Origin of the sequence: Mycoplasma sp. HS2188 (genome assembly GCF_025209835.1) — a bacterium.
Taxonomy (GTDB): domain Bacteria; phylum Bacillota_I; class Bacilli_A; order Mycoplasmatales; family Metamycoplasmataceae; genus Mycoplasmopsis.
Window position 1 is genome coordinate 19,935 of record NZ_JAOAOI010000005.1, and the last position, 24,978, is coordinate 44,912.

18 protein-coding genes and 1 rRNA gene are annotated in these 24,978 nt (G+C 29.8%); 8 read left to right on the forward strand and 11 right to left on the reverse strand.

The window, feature by feature from the left end:
- Nucleotides 1-60: 60 nt before the first annotated feature.
- From N1F73_RS02315 to N1F73_RS02335, 5 genes are all read left to right on the forward strand, one after another.
- Nucleotides 61-9,144: an SGNH/GDSL hydrolase family protein gene (locus N1F73_RS02315; protein WP_260359877.1), complete on the forward strand. Its 9,084-nt coding sequence runs from the start codon at nucleotides 61-63 to the stop codon at nucleotides 9,142-9,144.
- 38 nt (nucleotides 9,145-9,182) lie between these two features.
- Nucleotides 9,183-9,410 (forward strand): YneF family protein, encoded by a 228-nt coding sequence (locus N1F73_RS02320; RefSeq protein WP_259290396.1) that lies wholly within the window; start codon nucleotides 9,183-9,185, stop codon nucleotides 9,408-9,410.
- Between the two features lie 207 nt (nucleotides 9,411-9,617).
- Nucleotides 9,618-11,738 (forward strand): hypothetical protein, encoded by a 2,121-nt coding sequence (locus N1F73_RS02325; protein WP_260359878.1) that lies wholly within the window; start codon nucleotides 9,618-9,620, stop codon nucleotides 11,736-11,738.
- 9 nt (nucleotides 11,739-11,747) lie between these two features.
- Nucleotides 11,748-12,722 (forward strand): MAG5150 family histidine triad lipoprotein, encoded by a 975-nt coding sequence (locus N1F73_RS02330; protein ID WP_260359882.1) that lies wholly within the window; start codon nucleotides 11,748-11,750, stop codon nucleotides 12,720-12,722.
- 7 nt (nucleotides 12,723-12,729) lie between these two features.
- Complete coding sequence (locus N1F73_RS02335; RefSeq protein WP_260359883.1) at nucleotides 12,730-13,701, forward strand: MAG5150 family histidine triad lipoprotein; 972 nt, start codon at nucleotides 12,730-12,732, stop codon at nucleotides 13,699-13,701.
- A gap of 73 nt (nucleotides 13,702-13,774) precedes the next feature.
- Here N1F73_RS02335 and atpC read toward each other — a convergent pair whose 3' ends face one another.
- The 10 genes from atpC to N1F73_RS02385 all read right to left on the reverse strand — a co-directional run bounded on the left by atpC (nucleotide 13,775) and on the right by N1F73_RS02385 (nucleotide 21,909).
- Entirely contained in the window at nucleotides 13,775-14,203 is a 429-nt protein-coding gene (gene atpC / locus N1F73_RS02340; protein WP_260359885.1) for an ATP synthase F1 subunit epsilon, read from the reverse strand.
- Nucleotides 14,190-15,638 (reverse strand): F0F1 ATP synthase subunit beta, encoded by a 1,449-nt coding sequence (gene atpD / locus N1F73_RS02345; RefSeq protein WP_260359887.1) that lies wholly within the window; start codon nucleotides 15,636-15,638, stop codon nucleotides 14,190-14,192. Before atpD ends, atpC begins: the two co-directional genes overlap by 14 nt.
- 8 nt (nucleotides 15,639-15,646) lie before the next feature.
- Nucleotides 15,647-16,498, reverse strand: a complete 852-nt coding sequence (atpG, locus tag N1F73_RS02350; protein ID WP_259290402.1) for an ATP synthase F1 subunit gamma — start codon at nucleotides 16,496-16,498, stop codon at nucleotides 15,647-15,649.
- The gene (gene atpA / locus N1F73_RS02355; protein ID WP_260359894.1) at nucleotides 16,498-18,084 is read right to left on the reverse strand and encodes a F0F1 ATP synthase subunit alpha; all 1,587 of its coding nucleotides are present in this window, start codon (nucleotides 18,082-18,084) and stop codon (nucleotides 16,498-16,500) included. Before atpA ends, atpG begins: the two co-directional genes overlap by 1 nt.
- Nucleotides 18,085-18,633: an ATP synthase F1 subunit delta gene (gene atpH / locus N1F73_RS02360; RefSeq protein ID WP_260359902.1), complete on the reverse strand. Its 549-nt coding sequence runs from the start codon at nucleotides 18,631-18,633 to the stop codon at nucleotides 18,085-18,087. It abuts the gene before it with no gap.
- Entirely contained in the window at nucleotides 18,633-19,199 is a 567-nt protein-coding gene (atpF, locus tag N1F73_RS02365) for a F0F1 ATP synthase subunit B (RefSeq protein ID WP_260359905.1), read from the reverse strand. Before atpF ends, atpH begins: the two co-directional genes overlap by 1 nt.
- Nucleotide 19,200: 1 nt before the next feature.
- Entirely contained in the window at nucleotides 19,201-19,434 is a 234-nt protein-coding gene (atpE, locus tag N1F73_RS02370) for an ATP synthase F0 subunit C (protein ID WP_130429242.1), read from the reverse strand.
- 9 nt (nucleotides 19,435-19,443) lie between these two features.
- Nucleotides 19,444-20,196: a F0F1 ATP synthase subunit A gene (locus N1F73_RS02375; RefSeq protein WP_260359909.1), complete on the reverse strand. Its 753-nt coding sequence runs from the start codon at nucleotides 20,194-20,196 to the stop codon at nucleotides 19,444-19,446.
- Nucleotides 20,184-20,606 carry a hypothetical protein gene (locus N1F73_RS02380; RefSeq protein ID WP_260359911.1) on the reverse strand — a complete coding sequence of 141 codons (423 nt, stop codon included), beginning with the start codon at nucleotides 20,604-20,606 and terminating at the stop codon, nucleotides 20,184-20,186. Before N1F73_RS02380 ends, N1F73_RS02375 begins: the two co-directional genes overlap by 13 nt.
- A 661-nt stretch (nucleotides 20,607-21,267) precedes the next feature.
- Nucleotides 21,268-21,909 (reverse strand): CDP-alcohol phosphatidyltransferase family protein, encoded by a 642-nt coding sequence (locus N1F73_RS02385; protein WP_260359912.1) that lies wholly within the window; start codon nucleotides 21,907-21,909, stop codon nucleotides 21,268-21,270.
- 229 nt (nucleotides 21,910-22,138) lie between these two features.
- Here N1F73_RS02385 and N1F73_RS02390 point away from each other — a divergent pair, with 229 nt between their 5' ends.
- From N1F73_RS02390 to N1F73_RS02400, 3 genes are all read left to right on the forward strand, one after another.
- Nucleotides 22,139-23,032: a hypothetical protein gene (locus N1F73_RS02390; protein WP_260359913.1), complete on the forward strand. Its 894-nt coding sequence runs from the start codon at nucleotides 22,139-22,141 to the stop codon at nucleotides 23,030-23,032.
- Nucleotides 23,033-23,458: 426 nt separating this feature from the next.
- Complete coding sequence (locus N1F73_RS02395) at nucleotides 23,459-23,980, forward strand: hypothetical protein (RefSeq protein WP_260359914.1); 522 nt, start codon at nucleotides 23,459-23,461, stop codon at nucleotides 23,978-23,980.
- Nucleotides 23,981-24,226, forward strand: a complete 246-nt coding sequence (locus N1F73_RS02400; RefSeq protein WP_260359915.1) for a hypothetical protein — start codon at nucleotides 23,981-23,983, stop codon at nucleotides 24,224-24,226.
- Between the two features lie 651 nt (nucleotides 24,227-24,877).
- Here N1F73_RS02400 and N1F73_RS02405 read toward each other — a convergent pair.
- Nucleotides 24,878-24,978, reverse strand: a 23S ribosomal RNA gene (locus tag N1F73_RS02405); the annotation flags it as partial.

Sequence of the window (24,978 nt, forward strand, 5' to 3'; positions counted from 1 at the left end):
CTAGGCCTATAATTTAAATCTAATATTAATATATAATTGGAATATTAGTGTGAGGAGAATATGAATTCAAAAATTAAAAAAAGTATAATCGTCATCGCATCAACATTGGCAGCAACCATAACCGCTAGTGCCATATTAAGTTTTATTCCAACAAAAGAAAAAAAACTTAAAAAAAGTGGCGAGGTCAAAAATACCCAAAGCAAAAATCAGGATAATAACATTCCATCATTGCCTAGCAAAAAGACACAAAACAATAAAATAAAGCAAAGAAAAGATTTTATTAAATTAAGCAATCGTAAAAATTCATCAAATTTAATCACTAAGGAACAAAAAATCAATTATGTCGCTTTAGGTGATTCGATTACAGCTGGATTTGTGGCGACTTTGGATAAAGATTATTCGGGAAAATATGAAAATGAAAAAGTGAGCGGAATAAGCTATCCCGCTTATTTAGCCCATACATTTAATCAAATTCACCGTCTGGCCGATTTTTCAAACTTTGGTGTCACTGGTTCAGAATTTTTTGAGTGAAATTTACTATTTAAATCAAAAGGTAAAAAAGAATCATTAACACCAGTAGAAATTAAAATTATTGAGGCAAAATTTGGGTCAAATTGAGCACAAATGTACACAGAACTGGCAAAAAAACTGCAAAAAGCCAATCTTATTACAGTTTCGCTGGGGGCTAATGACTTTATGCACACAATCGCCAAAAGCGTTGGCGAATTTCCACTGGGCGAAATTGTTAAATTAATTAATTCTAAAGAAGCTGATTATGAGGCTATTGCCAATACTGTCTCAAAATTATTCAATGATTTATTCACTAATATTCAACAAAGACAACTTTTCTTCATCAATGAATTAAAACAACTTGCTCCTAATGCAAATATTAATTTTATTGCCTTCCCCACTCCGCTAAACACAATACTAAACATGGTCGATCGTTACATTAATAACTATAACGATAACGATGGCTTAAGCATCAGTACATTATTGTTGAATTTGATTAACAAAAAAATCAAATTCACTGCAAATAGTCAAAAAATATTTTTCATTAATCCATTTGACCACAGCTATTGAACAAAAAATCAAAAAATTCTAACTCCGTCACTTTTTGATATACACCCTGGTTCAAAAGGGTATAAAAAAATGGCTCAAGATATTTTCATTAAGTTAATATCAAACAACAGAGATCAAGAAGTATTTGAAAAAAATGGTATTTTTTGAAACAAAGAATACTTACAAACTGACCAAGATTCTTACTTAACTCAAATAGAGGTTGATAATCCTTTTGAAACTATAAAAACTGTCTTTGGCGATAACTATCATGAATTTGTTGTCAATAACGATGAACAAACTAGTGATTTAAGTGCTAAGTTCAATGATCAAAATTATTTCAATCGTGTTTTAGATAATATTGGCTTAGAAGAAATAATTTTTGACCGCTTAATTGTTAATGCTTTTGATACTGATTTATATAACCAGCTGGACCCTAAAAATTTATTAAAAGATTTCTTATTGCGTAATAATCGGGAAAATCTAATAAGTTTAAAAACATGATTCAAAGATTCTAAATTAGTACCGAATTTATTGAAAAATGTAGAACACACATTTTGAACTAAAGACTGAGATGGCGATAATCTGCCAGGTGCCAAAGTAAATAAAATAACTTATCTATTAGAAGCATTTAAAGCAGAACTGACTAGTGAGCCTAAAATAATAAATTTAATTTTATCTTTAACACAAACCAAAGTGTTCAAAGATAATCTTGATGAATTTAAAAACATATCTAGCGAAATACTTGGTAATATCTCTACTCTAGACATCACGAGAGAGAAAATTTCAAGTGTTGTTAGTTTATTCTACAATGAAGAGGTGGCTAAATTTATCTCGAAAAACGATTTAGAAAGAGTCATTTCACTAACCTTAAATTCAAATGTATTGAAACAAAATCTTGCACAAATTATTGTAAATATTATTGAAGACAGTCAAGAATTTGCGAAAAATAAAACATATAATGACTTATGATTCACTCTTATTAATAACTCTAAAAATCAACAAGCACTAAAAAATATCATTGATAATTTATTTAATGATCTACTGAAAAATGAAGAATTTAAACAAATACTTGGACGCAGCGTTAATAGAATTGTTATTGCTTTCCCTAAATATTTCCAAGGTGTTGAATCAGGAAAATTAGGTGAATTATCAATCGATTTATTGAATTTATGGAACGATTTAAATGACGAATTACAAATCAGTTCAAAAATTTCACAAAACTTAATTGCCGAGTTGAGCAAAAACACACCTAAAAACTTTGATGCAGCATCTTTCTCTCGCAATTTAATCAACGAATTTAATGGTTTATTCACGCCAGAAAATATTGACAAAACTGTAATAAAAATTGTTAAAAATATTTCTAAGGTTAATTTTGTCAAATATAGACAAACATTACAAACTGTTGTGCGTAATTTAATTAAAAATTCCGATGTAGACTCTGCAAGTTTTAGTGATACACTAGGTAAAATTTACGGCATTTTGGGAAGTGAAATTCAAAATGTTTTAAGTGAAGAAGATTTTAAATCGGTAATCAAGAAAATAGTGACCGATGACGATTTTAGCAACCTAATAGACGCCATAATTTTCGACCTAAGTACACTAAATTCTAATTCGCTAAATGATGTAAATTCAATTTTTGACTTAATCAAAATTTTATTCAAGGATATCAGAAATACAAAAACACTTTCGCCAGCAATCAAATTAATCAAAAAATCTTTAAATTACCCTGAGTTCAATCAATTATTCATCAATCTCAAACAAAGATATTTACCAGAATTACAAATTGATGTTGAGAGCATAAAAAACCTGACAATCGAGTTTATTGATAATAGCAATTTACGCAATTTGGCTTTAAATTTTGTGCAAAATTCTCTACTTAACGACTTAAGTACAGTTGAAAAAATCAAAGATCCAAATTACTTAATAAAAACATGGTTAGCGACCGACGAAAACAAGGCTTTTGTTCTTTCGAATGTGAGTGATTTAATCAAATCGCTAGTAAGCAATGCTAATTTTGTCGAAATAATTTCGGCAATAACATTTAGCGAAATATCGCAAAATCCCGACTTAGCAAAAGATGTCAATTTAGAAGAAATAAAATCGCTATATACAAATATGTTTGCTTCTGTTGACGAAGTTATTAAAAATAAAGACATTTTAAACAATATTCTCAATGAAATCATTGAAGAATTATCGACAAATGGCATTAACATTGATGTTTTAAAATTAAGCCAAAATATATCTTCTTCTCTATTCAACAACACAGACGATAATTTATTAAGTATTATCAAAATTCTTGATAAAAATCATTTTTTAGATAGAAATAAAGGCACTATCAAAAAACTATTAACTAATTCGGCTAATTATTTATCTAAATCCGATACGATAAACAATAAAATTTATGGCTTATTGCCAGAGAAATTTAGTAATTTAATTACAGAAGCTGAATTCAATCAAGTGGTTAAAAAAATATTGAGCGACCCAAAAATTGAGCAAATTATCAATATTTCGATTGAAAGTTTAGCTAAAATTCCAAGCGAAGAGATCCAAAATGCTAACTCAATATTTGATTTAGTTAGACGAATTTTAATTAATGTTAAAGATACTAATTTATTCGAGATTTCCAATGAATTACTGGGCGAAATAATCAATTATCCTGAATTGAATAAGGTATTAGATTATGCGAAATCATTATTGCCTAACTCAATGAATAAAGTTGACATAAACGGATTAAAATTATTTATAAAATCAATAATTTTGTATCCTGAATTAAAAGAATTGGCCTTTTCATTCTTAACAGATGGTATATTCGTGGAGAATGCTGATTTTGACCTTGATTTAGACCGCATGATAAAAACATGGCTTTCAAAATCGCAAACACAAACCAATAGTGCTCGTTCATTAGATTCGATAGTTAGAAAAATTATCAGTAATGAAAATTTCGGCACTGTCATATCTTCTTTATTTCACGAGTACTTAGTAAGTAATAATTTAGATCATAATTTAACTCAAGAACAAACCCAAAGATTTATCACTAACTTGCTTACTGATATTGACCAACTCGATAAAAAAATACCATTTATTGAAAAATTAAGTCAAGGTTTAGTTGAAGAATTGAGTCAAAATGGTACTTCATTTGATTATCGTAAATGATTAAAAAATGCATTTGATACAGTATTTACTCAAGAAAACAAAGATGACATTATTTTGAAAATAACTAAATTTATTTTCACATCGCCAACATTCCAAAACAATAAACAATACATTTGCAATTTAATTTCAAATGTGTTAAAAAGCAGAGAAATTAATTCTCTTATTGCCGAGTCTATATATCGTGCAATACCTAATACCACATTCAATATTGATAACCACGATAAGTTCATTTCAATAATTTCTAACATATTAGAAAGTGGCGAATTAAACAGTGTAGTTAAAGTTATTTTTGAAAATGTCAATAATTTAGATAGCAATCAAGTTGAAAATGCAAATTCTACTTTAGATTTAGTCAAAATTGCAATTAATAATTTTGCTTCTGACAATACATTGAAAAAATGAATTAGTCTATTTTCGTTAATAGTAAAAAATAATGAGTTAATCAACTTTTTAAACGACAATAAAGATAACTTACCTGAAATTTTACGTGAAGTAGATTTCAATGAAATATCACAAGTATTCAATAAAATATTGCAAAATAATGCATTTTTAAATTTAATTAAAAACTTCCGTGATAACACTTTAATTACTCTTGAAAATCTGGAAGAAATAAGTGACACTAATCAATTTATTAAAAATTGAATGTCACAACAACAAAACAGTGATTTTAAAAACAATTTAGTTTCACTAATCAAAGATTTACTGGGCGATCAACACACTCTAAATGTAATATCAACTTTGATATACACTCAATTGCAAACAGATTCTGTGTTGAGTCAAAATATCACAAAAGATCAAATAAAAGGATTGATTTCATCTGTATTTACTAATTTAAATTCATTTGACGATCAAAATCACTTATTCATCAAAATTACTGACATTTTATTTAAAGAATTGGCCCAAAACGGAACAGAAATTAAACCATTCAAAATCTTAAGTGCAATCACTACTTCACTATTTGATGAAGACGATAAACTCGCAGCCTACTTCAATTTAGTTAAGGCCTTATTCAGAAATAACGCTGTAGGTTCAAATAAAACAGTAATCAAACAACTGCTAAAAAACATAGTCTTATATGCTTCAAATAACTCTAAATTAATTGACTTATTGTACGCTCCTATATCGAAAAATAGATTTTTAACAACTGATAAAGAGAAATTACAAAAACTAATAACAAAAATCGCCAACGATGCAAACTTAAACGAATTTTTAAACATTTTTATTGAAAATATTTCAAATTTAAGTGAAGATGAGTTGAATGATAGCGCCAATATATTCGATTTATTGAATAAAGTAGTGACTAAAACGAAAGATGATGCGTTATTAAACAACTTGCTGTTGTTAACAAAATCAATTATTCAATATGACGAAATCAATTATGTTTTCGATAACATTAAACAATATCTAGGTGATGATTTCAATAATCTTGACAATAGCATTATCAAAACATTTTTAACCGATTCGTTAGGTAATGATGATTTAAGATCAATTTTGTTCGACTTTACTAAAAACGTAATATTGAATAAAGATAATACTTTGCAAGTCTTTAATGACGCTAATTTATTAGTGAAAAAATGATTAGCTAGTGAAGAAAAAATCACTGAAATAAGCACTAAATTCAATAGTTTTATTGAAAAAATATTGAAAAATGATAACTTTAGATCATTACTTTCATCTTTCTTAAATAGTTGATTAAAAAATAATAATAACGAAGTTACCAGTGATGAAACGTCGGCCTTTGTTGAAGAGATATTGAATTACTTTAGTAAATTCAATGATAATTCGCACATTTCAAATTTAGTTATTAAAGAATTTTTAGTGCATTTATCACAAAATGGAACAAATATTGATATATTAGAACTGTTAAAAGGTCTAAAAAATGTGTTCACTAATGACAGCAATAATACATTGAATTTTGTTGTCGTTAAGGCAATGAAAAACAATAAAGTTATTGCTCACAAAAAAGTCATTAAAGCAATAATAAAATCAAGTATCAAAACAATTTCAAAAGAATCTATTTTACAAAATATTTATCAAGTTGTCTCTCCCGTGATCGGCGAGTATATTAGTGAAGATAACTTTGTTTCGCTAGTTATTAGTGCAAGCGAAAATGAAAAATTGAATACATTCATTGACGCTTTAATTGACGATATTTCAGTCTTTAATGCCGATAACTTAACAGATGACGCAACATTGTTTGAAATATCAAAAGCCGTATTTAAAAATATTGATAATTATTCATCATTGAATCCATTATTAGACTTTGTTGCCGAATTAGTTCAAGATGATAAATTAAATGACACATATCAAACTCTAATTTCAAAAATGCCGGATGCATTCAATAATGTCTCTGTTGTTGATTTCAAATCGCTATTGGCATACACGCTTAAAAATAATGAAATCAAAAACATTGTTAAGAGTTTAGTTAAAGACGGACTTTTTGCTGACGGAATCGATAAAAACTCAATAAAAGACAAAAACGAAGTCGCAAAAAAATGATTATTAAATGAGACTAAAAATGCTCAAATTCAACAATATTTTAGAACATTGATAATTGATATCACACAGCAAGAATCATTTACCAATATTATTTCACGTGTTTTATACAACACAATGCTAGCCAATGAGCCTCTAGCCAAAAATATTGAATTTGAACAATTAAAACAATTAATTAAGGCTTTATTTAAAAATATTAATTCGTGAGATAGCGACACAGATTTTATTAATAAAACATTGCAAATTCTAATAAACAATATCAAAGAAAACGGATTAGAATTAAATTACCAAAATATTGCCAACGAAATAGCAAATTCAATTTTAGATTACGAAAATCTTGAAAGATCAGTTATTAGTCTAATAAAATCTGCCGCTAAATCTAATATCATTGCTGAAAATAAAACAACATTAAAAAATGTTCTTAACAATCTAATTAGATTCATTCCAACAAAATTCAATGTTGCTAAGTCTATCTATGATTCATTGCCGCCAAGAGTATTGACAACAATTGAAGGCAAAATAACGCCACAAGATTTTGAAAAAGTTTTAAACGATACGATCATCAATTCAGCAGATGAAATCAATGAATTGTTTGCAACAATACTCGATTTTGGTGAAAATACACAAGCATTAGAAAATGTCGAATCACTTGCACAACTATTGAATCTATTATTAGGCGATCAACAACGTAGAACAAAAATAATCAATTCTATTGAAGCTATTGTGGTCAATTTAGTTGGGCACCATGACATATTTGAATTGTTAAATACTCTTTGAAAAGAAAATATTTCAAAATATGGAGTAGATGTTAATGATCCAGCTAATGTTAAATTTGTCAATGACTTATTCCATGAATTGCCATCATTAATCAAACAATTAAAACTTGTTCCAAAAATTATTGAAGGAATATATAATAGCTCACAAAATGCTACAACCACTAAGGATATGATTGTAAAAATATCAAAAGAGATTTTAAAATCAATCAACTTTGCCGATTTTAATTTATTGAAAATCATTTTAAAATCAGATGCTTTAATAAATAACAAAGAAATATTGAAACAAGATATTTTAAAAATAGTGAAAAAAATAACCAGTGATGAAGCATTAATTGAAAATTTTGTTGCCGATTTTAATTTATTATCGCCACTAATCAACATTGGAATTGAAGAAAGCGAAGCCTTAGCCACTTTAAAAGAAACTCTTAAATCAGAAGAATTAAGAAACATTCTAAACGCTTTCTTAAATGAAATTTTCGATAATAACATGCAATATGCAGAGTTAAACTCATGAGTTAGTGCTCTATCAAAATTCTTCAACTCAGCAAACGCCCAAACAATCAAAACATCATTGAAAAACTGAATCAAAAATCTATTTACTAAACACGAAAAAATTGGATTTGCTATTGGTAAATTATTGGCTAAAACAATGCAGGAAAATGGAATAAATATTCCGCAAGACCAAGTCAATAAAATTGCTGAATTCATTAAAGAATTTACAAGAGAAGCAGCTAAAACAGAAATTGTTGACAATGTGGTTGATGAAGTATTTAACACACTTAAAGCAATCGGTTCGCATAAAGCAAGCGAAATCCCACACTTGTTGCAAGAAGCATTTAAAAAAGGTGCCTTGAAATTCATTTCACGTGAAGATGGAACTATAATGCTAGGGAAAATATTTGAGAAAAAAGAAATTTTCAAACAAATATTTAACGGCATTAATCCTAAATCATATGTTGATTTTATTAACTTAATATTTAAATATTCACCACGTAGTTTTACTGACGGTATTTATGGCGTAATGTTCGCACCAAAAGGTAAAAGTTCTAATGTTAAGTTCAATGCTTCAAGCGGTATTGGCGGAATCATTAAAGGCGAATTAAGTAATTTCATCAAAATATTTATTCAGCCTTTTGTTAAACAATATTATGATGACTTGTCTAAAGTTAATGCATACACAAGCATTAATGAAATGAAACGAAATTCAGAATCATTCCAAGCAATGTGGAGATTTTATGCATTCATTTCAAGGATTCTATACGAAAACACACCTTCAGGTTTATTCTGGAACGCCACCAGTTTAACAACTGAAGCTTACATTATGAATGCTTATGTGGCAGCAATCAACGAAGAAGCTCCAAAACATTGAAATAACAATCTAAGATCTAAATACGCAAGTCACCCAGATTGAATTGGTTTAAATAGCCAAGGACAAGCAATCAATTACTTTGTTTCCGGACTACAAGAATTGAGATACGGATTTAGTAAATATCACTCACGTGATAATGGTTTAAGAGACTACTTCTATGGTAGAGATTACACTTTAGTTTATATTTACTGAGCCGATAATAAGGATCAAAAATACAACAATGATAAAAAGAAACGCGATACTTTACTAGACGATATGATTGCCGGCTATCAACCGATAGCGGATAATTAATTTGTGGTAAAATATAACATGTAATTAGGAGGTAATATATGAGTTTAACAGGATGAGTACTAACGGTAATTTTTGTATCATTAGTTGTTGGTATAGTTGGTGGTTTTATTGGATTTGTAATTGCCCGTAAAAAAATTCAGAAACATTTAAAAGAAAATCCACCTATTAACGAGAAAATGATCAGAGCTATGTTTCTACAAATGGGACGTAAAGCATCTGAACAACAAATCAAAAACGTTATGCGTTCAATTTACAATCAAAAATAATAATTTGTTTAGCAAAAAAATGTTACACGATGTGCAACATTTTTTTGTTCAATTTTTTTCGATGGTGTTTGCACAGATAAATAAATTTTGAAAGTGATGTTTTTTATATATAATAATTTTGATTAACATATATTGAGTATGTTTTACATATAAAACTTATACATAGATAATTAAATAAAAAATATTTAGAATGAAAGAGGAATGAATATGAAGAAAAAACTTTATTTATCCCTTACTCCACTCGCGGCACTTAATCCATTCGTTTTTGTTGCTGCCGCTTGTGTCAAGGATAATAAAACAGTTTCGTCAGATGAAAAAAATAATCAAAATAATGCCAACAATGGCAAAACGCAAAATGATAGCCAAAATAATAGTGTTGATAACAATAGTGCAAATGTTGACACAAAAAATGAAAATTCAGTCACATTTAAATTGAATGATTTAGGTCGAACTATGAACTCGGTCGAAATCAAAAACCGTTTCGACAAAATGATTACCAACAACAGCACAAAAGCTGAATTAGCTGAGTATATCAATTTATTTTTGATTGATAAGCTTCCACAATCATTAAGCACAATAAATGTTAATACGAGCAATGATGATTTAGTTGTTAATTACACTGAAAATGGTGTTGAAAAATCAATAAATTTAAGTGGTTTCGAAAGATATGATGCCAAAAATTCAGAAAATGGTAAAAAAGAATTCGGTAGAGTAAAAATTGGAGACATTTCAATTTCAACTAATGTCGCTAGCGGCGCAGAAAAAATTGGCGCAATCGAGTTCCAAGAGTTATGAAAAAATGAGTTTGATAGAGTTCAAGGCGATGGGGCAAAAATGCTTGATTGAGCAATTGAGAACAAATACTTAGATGTTGATGGTGATTACAAAAATTCAGAGTGAATTTATACATTACACCGTAATTCGCACCACCACGGGGATACAAATTTCCACACATACATTTCCGCTGAAGATAAATTGACAGGTAGAATTTATCGTGATTTTGACCACAACGGCCAACCGGGTTTTACTTTATTCGGATGAAATTCAATCGCCAAATTAGGAAACATACACATTCATAAATTAATATATGTCAACGATGCCGGTAATAGGGCGACGACAAAACAAATTAACGACGAACTAGATGCCGCCTCAACTATTAGTGCTAAGCTTGATGTCATTGCAAAATACACAGACGAAGAATTTAGCGAATTTAAAACCGGTAATAACGATAATGTTGATTACAAAATTGACATAGTTTCATCACCCGAAAATGACTTGAACCAGTTAAGAATTTCAATTGCGTTCAAGGGGAAAGCTGCTACTCAATACGAAAAAGAAAATTCTGCATTGATTGTACTAAACAGAATCAACACAAAAGTACAAGTCGGCGCATACACCTTCAATACATCGGGATACAATGGAAATTACTACGCAAATGACCTGTTGTCATGATTAAAACCAGGTAATGAAGACGGCCATCACTTCAAGCCTCTTGACTCATTTAAAGATGCATATGTGTTTGAAAACATTACTAGTGAAGAACAATTCGAAAACAAATTAGAATTAATGAATAGTGATGAATTTGATGAGTCACAATACCCTTACGGAGCAGAGGCATTATTATTGCTAATCGATGGGTTCACTGACAAAGACTACAATATTATTAGCGAAAAACATGACAAAGATACAAAGGACTTCGTTAATTCACTAGTAAACAGATACGATAGTGCAACCAAGAAAAGAATTGTAGGTAAAATTTATCAAGATTATCAGGAAGCTAAAAATGCAGCGACAGGTAGTTTGGAACAAAAACGGCAAGCATTGCATTTATTACACAGCAAATTATCTGAATACGCCAACAGAATTGGGAAAATAGTCATTGACGATAGAATTAGAGCAATCAAACAAAGAATTGAAAAATATGACGCCGAACATGTGCCGCACACAATATTAGACGCTTTATTAAAACAAGCTGAAGAAATGCTAAATGTAAATAAAACACTGTCTGATAGATTAGAATTGGCCGATCGTATCGATCAAGAGCTAGAGTATTTCCAATTCGGTGATACCACTCAAATGAGCTTTAGTGATTTAGTGGATACTTTAAGAAATAGACTTGGTTTTAACATTGAAGAAAGCGCAGCGGACGGAGATTACACATATAAATTAGACCAAAATTCATTTATTGTTAAAGATCACTCTTATTCAAGAGATAATGAAAAAATCGAAGATTATTCGACGCTTACATTGACAATTTTGGTGAATAATCGATTAGAACAAGTTCCTGTAACATTTAACTTATTATTTAAACATTCAAACGAAAATTAAGGTAACAATATGAAATCAAATAAAATAATCTTTTCATTGGTAACTATCACAAGCTTGCCTGTTATTGCAGCTTCGTGCCAAAATAACAAAAAAAATGATAATAAAAATAAAAAAAATGACTCTGCAACCGAAAAAATTAAATACTTTTATAATAACTATTTTTTAGAATACTATAAAAGAATAGAAAAATACTTAATATACGATGCTGCAACACAAGTCAGAATTAATGAATCTTTCAATAACTTCTTCGAAAAATTTAGAACCATAAAAAATATTTCGAATAAACTCAGATTAGTCAGCGATCCGGTCGAAAATGGTCAACTTTTTCTTAGTGATGAAGAATTAAGTTCACATTTTAGTGGCGAAAAAAGTGAGATTTATAAAAAGTGATTAACAACACACAAAGGTGTGAATTTAGCAAATAATGCTCTCGGAATCACCGATGATGCCGAAATTCAAATCAAGTCAAACTCAGCTTATTTAAAGGCAACAGATAACTCAAATCAAATCCATGCATTCAGTGAGTACTTAAAGTCATTAGGCAATAAAAATTTCAAAGACGAAGAAGCTATTAATAACATCAATAAATTAAAGCAATTTGTCTCTGATCACATTTACAATCAAGATAAATGAGAAAGCGATCTACAAGATTCGCTATTAAACGAAGAAAACCACGCTCAAGATAATCACTCACATACGCACTCCCACGCAACAATCAACATTGCACTGAATGCAATTAGACAAAATAATGAATTTCTTGATGAATTAGAAAAACTTTATGCATTAAAATCAAATTTTGAGGAAATTGAAGATAAAGATAAAAAAGACTTAATCATCAATAATATTTTTGGTGAAAATGAAATAGATATCCAAGAATATAGAGAAATTTTAAATATTGCAAAAGATTTTTTAGATAGCCTTCGCGAAGAGGGTTCAAATATAATCAAAACTATAGAATCAATAGAAAATGTAATTAAAATATAGGAGCAACATGAAATCAAAATTTTTAAAACTTTCTGTATTACCCTCAATTTTAACAGCACCATTCATTGTGGTATCTTGTGCAAAAAAAGTAAGTAATGAAGTCGAAATGAAAAAAACAAAAGAAATCTCGCTCGAGTTTACCACTTTAAAAGGCATAATTAATATTTTTACAACCGAAGTGAAAAAAAATAAAGAACAATTCTACCAAGCAAACCCTAATATCGATGAAGTTGTTCACGGTTTATTAAATTTAAATAACAACAAAAATAGTTTAATCAATATTTTAAGTGAAATAACTGATAAAAAAAATAGCGAAATGTTTTTAAATGATGAAGATATGGCATCTTGAAACGAACATGAGAAAGAATTGTTTATCAAATGATTTAAATCAAATGTTGTTCAGAATCTTTTAAAAAACACTATTAAAATGGTTCATGATTTTGATATTCAATTGAGGGAAAAAATTGAAATTTTAAAAAACAATAACCCTAATAACGAAATTACAAAATTTGAAATATATCTAAACCAGCAACTCAACAAAAATTTCAAAGATTCAGAGATTATTGAAAAAATTAAAAAATTAGATTTATTCATTAAAAATAACATCTACAATAACGAACAAGAAGATACTACCGAAGATGATCATGACCATAATCACTCAGATAATTTACAAGATCATACCCATTCACACGCTCTAATCAATATCGCAACTTTAACAATGCAAGAAGCTAAAGGTTTCGCAAGGGAGTTTAGTGAAGTATTAAAATTAAAAAACAAAATACAAAAAATAAGCAACACAGCTAAACGAGATTTCTACTTAAATAATTTCTATAGCTTAGTTAAACTAGACACTAATTTTTTAACAATGGTCGAAAATGCCGAAACAGAAATTAATTTTTTAAAACACATTATTAAGGATATTTCTATACCTTTAAATAAAATGAAAAAATTAGTTAATATGGATAATACTTCAAATTAGCCGAAAAACTCGGCTTTTTTATATATCCTTTTTCCAAAAATAAAAAATCCTTTAAGCTAAAGGATTTTTAAAATTATTTTTTAATCGAATAGATATCAATCTTGCTGATGGCTTTACGCAATTTAAGTTCAAGATTGACATCATTTTTTTTATTATCATTTTTTAGCTGTGCTAATGCACTGTCACGATCTCGTTTAGCGCGATCAATATCAATGTCTTCACTAAAAACAATATCATCAGTTATGATTTTGACACAATTACTTTGTGCGTAGACAATACCACCGCCGATAGCACAAAGTTTATAATCATCATCGCCAACTTCATTAATTGCCAATTTACCGACAGCAATATTACTGATAAAAGGCGAACGATTTGGTTGAAAAACGATTGCACCACCGGTAATTGTTGAAAGGGAAACTGAGCGAACATCACCTTCAAAAAAGATACCGTTTAAGGTTGAAATTTGCAAATGAGTTGTGTTTGCTTCGCTATTTTTCATCATTATTTGGTTCTAATTTTGGTGAATCTGACTCAATGTTATTTTGTTTCAAATATTGTGCGTATCTTTGTTCTACTTCGCTTATATCAGCTGCATATAAGAACAAGTCTTCAGGAACTTCATCGTGTTTTCCGTCAAGGATAGATCTAAAACTTTTGATAGTGTCACCTAGTTTAACGTAAGCTCCTTTTTTACCTGAGAATTTTTCAGCAACAGTAAACGGTTGTGATAAAAAGTTTCTAATTCTTCTAGCACGCGAAACTAATAATTTATCTTCTTCGCTTAATTCACCCATACCTAAAATTGCGATAATATCTTGCAATTCTTTAAATCTTTGTAAGATTGATACTACACCGTAAGCGACATCATAATGTTCTTGGCCGACAATTAGTGGATCAAGTAATTTTGACGAAGATTCAAGCGGATCAACAGCGGGATAAATACCTAATGCGGCAATATTACGGTCCAAAACAGTTTTAGCATCCAAGTGGTTAAAAGTAGTTGCAGGAGCAGGGTCTGTTAAGTCATCGGCAGGCACATAAACTGCTTGCACTGAAGTAATTGAACCGTTGTGTGTTGAAGTTATTCTTTCTTGTAATTGACCCATTTCGGTAGCTAATGTTGGTTGATAACCAACCGCACTTGGCATCCTTCCTAAAAGGGCTGAAACTTCTGAACCTGCTTGTGTAAATCTAAAGATATTATCAACAAACAATAGCACGTCTTGATTTTGTTTATCTCTAAAATATTCGGCCATAGTCAAACCGGTTAAAGCAACACGCATACGTGCCCCGGGAGGTTCGTTCATTTGACCAAAAACCAAGGCTGTTTTGTCTAAAACACCAGATGCTTTCATTTCGTAATAAAGGTCATTACCTTCACGGGTTCTTTCCCCAACACCCGCAAACACTGATAATCCACCGTGTTGTGTGGCTATGTTATTGATTAATTCTTGTACCAAGACAGTTTTACCAACTCCGGCACCACCAAACAAACCGATTTTACCCCCTTTGGCGTAAGGGATTAGTAAATCGACAACTTTGATTCCAGTTTCTAAAATTTCACTAGCTGTTTTTTGTTCCTCATAGCTTGGAGCCTTAGCGTGAATTGGCATTTTGATTGTATCTGGTTCAGGTTTTGAATCGATTGATTCACCTAAAACATTAAACATTCTTCCTAAAACTTTTTCACCCACCGGCACCGAAATCGGTGCGCCTGTGTCTATAACTTCAACACCACGAGCAAGACCGTTTGTTGAAACCATAGATATCGTTCTAACTGTATCATCACCAATGTGTTGAGCAACTTCTAGGGTATATTTATTACCTTCAAATGTGGCAACTAAAGCGTTTAATAACGAAGGCAATTCCCCTTCAGCGAACTTAACATCGACTACCGGGCCTAATATTTGGACTATTTTTCCTGTATTTTTATTCATATTTCTCCTTAAACAGCATTTGCACCACCAACGATTTCATTCAATTCTTGAGTAATATTGCTTTGGCGTTTTCTGTTGTAGTCAAGATTTAGATTGTCAATTAATTCATCAGCATTATCGGTTGCAGTTTCCATTGCACTGCGACGTGAGGCATATTCACTTATAACTGCTGAAGCAATTGCGAGATTGATTTTTGCACTGATAAATAGCGGCAATGTATTGATTAATATTTCTCTCGTGTTTGGTTCAAACTCAATCAATTGATTGAAATTGTCATTGCTTTTAGGTGCTGGTTTAGCATGGTATGGCATAATTTTGATATCAGTTTCTTGTTGAATTAAATTATTGACAAATTCATTGTAGATAATGTGAATTTCACCAACTTCATTTTTGCGATATTTATCAACAACTAATTTAGTAAATGCGTAAGCAAGATCACTATGTGATGCGTGTGCTCAACTAGTTGCTAAAACAATTTGCTTTTTGTATTTGTGTTCTAAAGCATTGATGCCTTTGCTTCCTAAAACAATTAGCTCATCGTCTTCTTTAATCGTTGATCTCACAAGTTTAACAATATTAAAGTTATAGCTCCCTGCTAGTCCTAAATCAGAACTAATTACAATATAAATACGTTTTTTGCTTGTTTTTTTAACAAAATACTCACGCAATTCTTCCGGAGTAATACGGGCAAAGAAACTATCTACAATTTCTCTAACTTGTGTTTCGTAATCGCTTACTGAATTGAAATATTCTCTTGCCTTACGCATTTTAGAAGTTGAAACCAACTCCATTGCGTGCGTAATTTTACGTATTGACTCAACAGTAGAAATTCTTGATTTTATTTTTTGTAAACTAGCCATTATTGAGCCTCAAATTGTTTACGATATTTCTCAGGCATAGTTGCGTGTTCTGCTGGATTGTAGTTAGGAATTGTTTTTACAATGTTTTTAACAATATCAACTAATTTTGTAGTAATTTTTTCTTTGATTTCATCAGTTAAATCGTTTTTAGCATCTTTAAATAAGTCAATAATGCTAATACCTTCACCTGAGTTCATAAATTTAATTACTTCGTCACGATATTGTAAAATACTTTCCTTCGGTAGTGGGTTAATTATTCTTTCGATATTACCAAGTAAAATCGCTACTTGAGCATAAATGCTAATTGGGCGATATTGACCTTGTTTTAAAAATTCAAACACTTTTGCTCCGTGTTGTAGGATAGTTTTAGTTGATTGGTCTAAATCTGAACCAAATTGAGCAAAAGCTAGCATTTCGTTGTATTGTGCTAATTCCAATTTTAGCGAACCTGAAACTTTTTTCATTGCTTTAATTTGGGCTGCTGAACCAACACGAGAAACACTAAAACCAACATCAACCGCAGGACGTTGCCCTGAGTGGAATAAATTTTCACGAGTGAATATTTGTCCATCAGTAATTGAGATAACATTAGTAGGAATATAAGCCGAAATATCACCTTGTTGAGTTTCGACGATAGGGAGTGCAGTTATTGAACCACCACCATTTTCGGCATTAACCCTTGCCGCTCTTTCTAATAATTGTGAGTGTAGGTAGAATACATCACCAGGATATGCTTCACGTCCAGGTGGACGTCTCAATAGCAGAGAAAGTGTACGGTATGCTACGGCGTGTTTACTTAAATCGTCGTAAACAATTAGCACATCTTCGCCTCTTGCCATTCATTCCTCAGCAATAGTTACACCAGTATAAGGTGCAATGTATTGTTGTGGTGCTAATTCACTAGCGCCCGAAACAACAACGGTTGTGTATTCCATTGCCCCGGTTTCTTCAAGTTTGTGGACAATTTGCGCCACGGTTGAGTTTTTTTGACCAATAGCAACATAAACACATTTAACATTTTTGCCTTTTTGGTTAATGATGGTATCGATTGCGATCGCAGTTTTTCCTGTCTGACGATCACCGATGATTAATTCACGTTGACCACGTCCAATAGGAATCATTGAGTCGATCGCAACAATACCTGTTTCTAGTGTTACATTAACTTCTTTACGAGTCATAACTCCGGGAGCGACTTTAAAAATTTCGCGTTTATTTGCGGTCTTAATTTCGCCCTTACCGTCAATTGCTTGACCTAAAACATTAATTACACGGCCGATTAATTCGTCACCAACAGCAACTGAAATAACTTCGCCTGTCCGGCGACATTCATCGCCTTCTGACAATTGCTCTGCGTTACCGAAAATAGCAATTCCGACTACTTCTTCTTCTAAATTTAAAACCATGCCGTAAATATCGTTTTTAAATGCAATTATTTCACCATTTTTCGCGTCATCTAAGCCGCTCGCAAGAGCGATCCCATCACCAATAGTGATGATTTGGCCCACTTGTGAAAAATCTACTTTGGAATTAAAATTTTTGATTCTATTTTTAATTATTTTATAGATATCCTCTGTACGATTAGCCATTTACACTCCTCTCTTAATGATTAATTTGCCTAGTTTATCTAGGTCTGTTGCAATGTTTTGTTCAATTACATCACTATCAACTTCAATACGAAAACCCGAAATTATTTCAGGACGAATAATATTTTTTAATTTGATTTGAGCATTATATTTTTTTGATAAATATTTTTTAAATTTTTCTAAACGTTCATCACTCAATTTAAAAGCACTATAAATTATTGCCTCTTTAATACCTAAATAATCATTAGCGTATTTTAAAAACACTTTAATAATGCGTGTAATTAAATGAATTACTCGGCGAACTACTAACACTTTTAAAAAGTTAACAATTAAATCGCCAGGGCTTAAACTAGCAAAATTTTGCTCTATCAATGAAAATTTTTCCTCTAACGTGATGGCTGGATTTGATAAAAAAGCAATAAAATCTTCATTTTCTTCACTCACCCACATAATTGCTTCCAGTATCTGGGTGGTGATTAATAATTCATTATTTTCGTTTGCTAATTCAAAAATCGCTCTTGCGTATCCGTCAGTGTTGGCTTTAAGATACATTATTCTTCACCTTTAAGAAATTCGTCAATAATTTTGTTTTCAATTTCTGGATTTACTTCTTCATTTAAAATTTTGCGACTTAATAATGTAGCAGCACTAGCAATTTGTTTTTTATTTTCTTCTAATAATTTTTGTTGTTGGGCTGCCATATTTGCTTTCGCACTATTCACAATACGTGCTTCTTCATTTTTTGCTCGTTTAACATAGCTATCATACACAGAATCGCCACGATGCTTTGCTTCCACCACGATTCTTGTAGCTTCATCGTGTGCTCTTTGTAATTTTTCATTGACTTTTGCTAGAATTTCTTCAGAAGAAAGTTTTGCTTTTTCTGCTTCATCAATGTTGTCTTGAATATATTTTTGTCTCTTAGCTATTGATTTTTTAACTGGTTTATACATCAAAAAATAAAGAATTATCATCACCAGTATTAACGAAATCAAAGTCGCAACCATCATAGGTCATGAAGGGTAAAGTTTGTTAAATTTATCTGTTAAATCTTCGCTAACATTTTTTGATTGAAATGGTTTTGATTTTTCAGCTAAATATGAAATGGTATTAAGCATCTTATTTACCAAATACGAATAGAAGTAGAATAGCGATTAAGAAACAATAAATTGCGGCGGTTTCCGATAGAGACATACCAATAATCATGATTGTTCTAACTTTTGAAGCCGCTTCGGGGTTACGACCCACAGCTTCGGCAGCTCTACCACTAGCTAATCCTTGTCCTAAACCAGTACCAAAGCATCCGATCATGCAAATACCGGCACCGATAGCTATTAATCCTTGTTTATCCATAATTACCTCCTAGTAAATATTTTTAGAATAATTAATAATATTTGTTTTATTTTTTTGTTTAATGTTTTGTTTTTTTTGTTTAATTTCAACTTCATTTGATCAATAAATTGTCGTTAACACTGTAAAAATTAACGCTTGAATGACGGCCCCGAATATATCAAAAAACATATGCATTCACGGTGTAATGATTGTTGCGAAAAAGTAAAGTTGCGGACCGGGGAAAATTAAAGATCAAAGTCAACCGGCTGCATAATATACAGACGCTATAATAACTGCTCCACCGGTGATGTTACCAAACATCCGTGCACTTAAAGAAATTAGTGGTGAAAATTGTCCGATTAAATCGACTGGGTTAGCGTAACGACGAAAGAATCTAAAACGTTGATATCAAAAACCAACAAGATATATTCCGACAAAAGTGATCGCCGCTAAAGTGAAAGTAACAGAATATGATGTTGCAATCGGTTCTAATCCGATTAGCCCTAGCATATTACCCACTAACAAAAATGTGGCTAGTGAAAATATATAAAAACGTGCAATAGGTAATTTATTTGACGAAGTTTCGTTATAAGTGTTATCAATTCCTGTAACATAAGCTTCGGCGATTATTTGTGTTGCACTAGGCGCTTTATTGATTTTCTTATGTTTTTTGATTTTGATGAAAACTATTAAGCTAATCACAAAAATAATTAAGATAGTAAAAATCAACGAAAGCAATTGCGCTTGGTTTCATACACCAATATTATCTATTATGATTTTCATGGACCTCCTTTCCGGTTTTTGTTTGTTACTGCGTGTGCAATTACGATAGATATTTGCACATTAGTAATCCCAAAACAAAATGTAAAAACATTGATTGGATAAGACATTATATATTTATAACCCCCTTTAGAGTAGTTAATAAATAAAATAATTCCTAACACCAAACCTACCAAAGCAAGTGTTAAAAATAAGTACAGAATTGCCAAAAAAATGTTTTTTTTGATTCGCAAAAGCGAGTCAATATAAACACGACGAATTTCAAAACTTAAGTAAGAAACACATGCTCCGATTACGTACCCAAATACTAAAGAAGTATCAATAAAAAATGAAAATAGAGAAAAAAATATCGATAACACCAACAGCATAATGAAATGAATCTTGCAGACAGTGTTAATATATTTTATCTCCATTTAACCTCGCTCTAATATTAAATACTATTGCTATTTTAATACTTTAAGAAATTTAAATTAGAAAAAAACACGCTTTTTTCCGTGGAAAACTAATAATTAAAATTAATATTATTTTATTTCCGGAATTTTATATTTATACATTTTTTTATTTAAATTTTGTTAGCAAAATAACACACCGTAACCGTTAAAATTAAATAAAAAAATGCAAAATAAAAAAACAGAGAGCAACACGAACCAAGTTACCCAAGTAAAATATATACCTATTTATTCATACACAGCAATATTGTTAGCTAGACAATATTTATACTGGGTTTTACCCACGATTCTTGTCTTTGGTTATTCAATGTTTTATCTTCTACGCGTTTTCGAATCGGCCCTAACACAGAGATGTTATATTTAGTTCACACTAACGTCAAGCGTAAATTACGTTTTGGTATCGTTTGGCCTGCACCACCACAATGCTCGGTAAACAACGCAACCATCTTGTTAGACTATTTAATAAATATATATTTTATTTCCGCTATATACTCTTTGTCAATACGTTGACTCAGAAGGGTGTTCCAACCCTCGAGCATATACACTTTACTTGCAAGAACAAGTTTTCAGTCATCTGTTTGTTTAGATATTTTAGCACGTTTAGAATTTAAAAATAAAAAAATAATTAATTTTTTAATTCTTCAACAATGTGTTTGAATATAGGTTTATAGTAAATATAGATCGTTGAAATTGCGAGTACGTCGATAATACTAAATGTTACCGTGTTAGCAATTTTAAGTACTTGATTTTTTCTAATAGTGCCTGGTTGGAATTTAGTAATGATTGTGATTGTTAATAAAATAGCAATGATGGTGCTCATTTCAAGTGTGGTTTTAACTTTTGTTAAAAGTGGAACTTTATAAAAGTTACGTTTTTCAAAAATAATTAGTTTACCAGTTAAAGCTGTAAAATCACGAATAAATAATATAACTATTACCGATGTATAAATAATGTTGAACTGGATAAAGAAAATCAATATCGGGTAAATTATTAATTTGTCAGCTAATTGCTCAAAAATAATTTTAGTTTTAGTTTGGTTATGTAAAGTGTTAATTCTACCGTCCATTACATTAAGTAAAGATGAGAAGGCAAAAATAATCAAAACAAATAAGTGAAATATTCATGCATAGCGACCTATTTTGTTAGCAAGACCGCCATGCAAAGATAATTCCAGTGTGGAATATGCACCAAAAATCAAGATACTAGATACAATTCTGATGATTGTTAAATTGAAAGAATTATGTCAATTTATTTTTGTTTTTTTCATTTATATCTCCTCTCATATACTTAATAAGTATATACAAAAGACAACGAATAAGTAAAAATATGCAAAATTAATCTCAAAATAAGAGACTGCTATTTGTGTGTTATCTCATAATTTAACAGCAAATATGAAAATTTCCAATAATTTGTGAATTTAATTCCAGAAAACGAGATTTTGCTTTTCTTTTTTTTTTTTTTTTAATATTGAATTGGAAAGAAAAAAAGGAGAAAAAATGAAAAACAAATTAAAATTATCTCTAATATCTACAGTTGCCTTATTTACACCTATTTCTATTGTTGCATGTAAACAAGAAAATAAAGATGAGTTTAAAGTAAAATTAATACCTGAAAATATTCCTTTAAACTTGATTTTTAAACACCATACCCATAATAATATATCTAAAAATCAATCATTAGATTTAGATGAGTATATCGTGTCTAAAATTTTTAACAAAGACACCTCAGATAAAAAATTAAATGGTTTCATAAGGGATCGTTTAGAACGAAAAAATGCCAATAAAAATCAAAGGGATCAAGTTTGAACTGAAATTTCAATTATAAGTGAATTTTTTAATTCTATCATTGATGAAATTCGTGAAGAAGATAATAAAATCGCTAACGAATTTTTGCGTATTTTTACTCAAGATTGAACCATTAACTATGATAACGAAGGAAATTTACATATCGGTAAAATAACTTTAAATAAAAAATTCCTTGATGATGTTTATTCAAAATATACTGATGCTTTAATTAATGAATTGAATCAAGTTTATGATAAAACAAAGCAAAGTGAAAAAATTAGTAAAGATGAGTTTAAACAAGTAATATTACAATTAAAATCTAACCCTAAAGCTACATTTGAAAAATATTTTTATGCAAAATCATTAGATGAAATTCGTTATTTAGCTAATGTTGCCCAAAGATATACCCAAGTGTTAAATTACCCTGGTAATTGAAACCCTAAAGAAGCAACTAAAGCTATTTACGGAGAATATTATGAAGAAGGCGATACGGGTGAAGACGCATTTGCAATTCAAGGTAGACTTGATTACTTTATATCGGAATTTAATCGTTTAGGTTTAAATGTTTTACCAACCGTAGATATTTATGAAAATTATAGATATTAAAAAAACCTAATTCAAGGTTTTTTTAATACCCGAAACCGTGAGTTAAGAAACATATAAGCTTTTTAAAAAAATAAGAAAGGGCTTTTTTCTTTCTTAAGTCACAGACGGATGAGCAAAAATATGCAAAATTAATCTTAAAATAACTTGCATGTTGTTTAGACAATGGTTAGTAATTGAACAGCAAAAATGAAAATTTTCAATAATTTGTGAATTTAATTCCGGAAAACGAGATTTTGCTTTTCTTTTTTTTTTTTTTTAATATTGAATTGCAAAGTAAAATGAAAGGATATTACTTTGCTCAAAGATATGAAAATAAAATATAATAAATCACAATTTAGATGACTATTCCTTTATTTAGGATTGGTTGTGATATTTTATCCACTTATTCTTGCGCCCATTTGGTATTATGATTTAAAATATGGATGAATGGATAAACTTATAGATAGTCCATTATTTGGTGTTTTAATTGGAACAATAGTTTTTCTACCATTTGGTGCCGCCATTCCTTGATTATTTAAAATTATCAAATACTATTACCTTCCGTTGATCGAGGATGATGGAATAGGAATTTATAGTCGTGTAACAAAAAAACTAAAAAAATTCATATACTGGTCTGAAATAGAACAAATTATATTAAAAGGTACTAAAATCTACATATTAAGGTCAGATAAGAAAATATTTTTAATTGACTGCAAGAATTACAATGAAGTATTCGACTATATTAATCAAAGAGTTCGAAATAACGATTTCTTTGATTTAGATAAAAAATTAAAGAAACAAAAAATATTTCTAATACTTTCTTTTATATTTGTTCCAATTTTAATTGTTCCCATTGCAATATTAATACTTATATTCGGTATATTGTTTTTACTTGGATCTAAAAATTCAAAGAAAAAAGATGATGAGGACGACAAAAAAGATGAAAAGAAAAAAAGAAGTTGATTTTAAATGAGTAATAAAAAAAATGACTACTTAAATACTATTTCAAAGTCTGAAAGAAAACAATTAATCACTAAACTATATAGTAATCAAAATGGATATTGTTTTATTTGTCTAGAAAAAGTAGATATCGATTTGTGTGATAAAATTGATGTTACAAAACTCAAAAATAAAATTCAGAAAAATAAATCATTTATTGTGGTCGATGACCATTTAACTTATTTTAGAATTGGCAAGTCACAATTTTTTAACTAATGCAATCTGGTACATAAACGATGAATACGATAATATTTGCATTGACAAGACGATGTGATTAATATCAATAAGTAAGATGAGCAACATTTTCAATTTGTTATTAGTAGTAAAATATGAGAAAACATCACTAATTTCATCAGAAATATATTAAATAAGAGTTCTTGAAAAATAACACAGCGCAATGGTTACAAGTTAAGTGTAATGCAAGATATCGGAAAGCAAAATTTCATGGCGATAAAAGCAATTACTTAGACACTAAGATTAATGTGGAGACCATGATTTTAAGCAAATAATCTATTATAAGCACTTTGAAAGTGCTTTTTACTTTCATTTTTATCAGCCACAACCAACATTAAACAATCAAAACAGATAGAAAATCAAAACAAATTAATAAGACAAAAGTAATGTTATCAAACTGTTATACAAGTAAATTCTAAATAAAATTTTAGAAAAAATTAAGGTTGTCAGACACACCTAATCAAAAGATTTTTAAATTCGTGGTCAACATGATTATTAAATTTAAAAATAGACACGATATTCAATAATATATGTCTGCTTAAAAAAATAAAAAAAAATACTCCGTGTGGAGCGTGTTCTCTGAAAACTGAATAGTAAATTTTAAAACTCATTGAAATGTATAAAATACACATTACTTTTAAACCTATCGATTTATTAGTATTGGTCAGCTCAACATATCGCTATGCTTACACATCCAACCTATCAACCTCATAGTCTATAAGGAATCTCAAGGG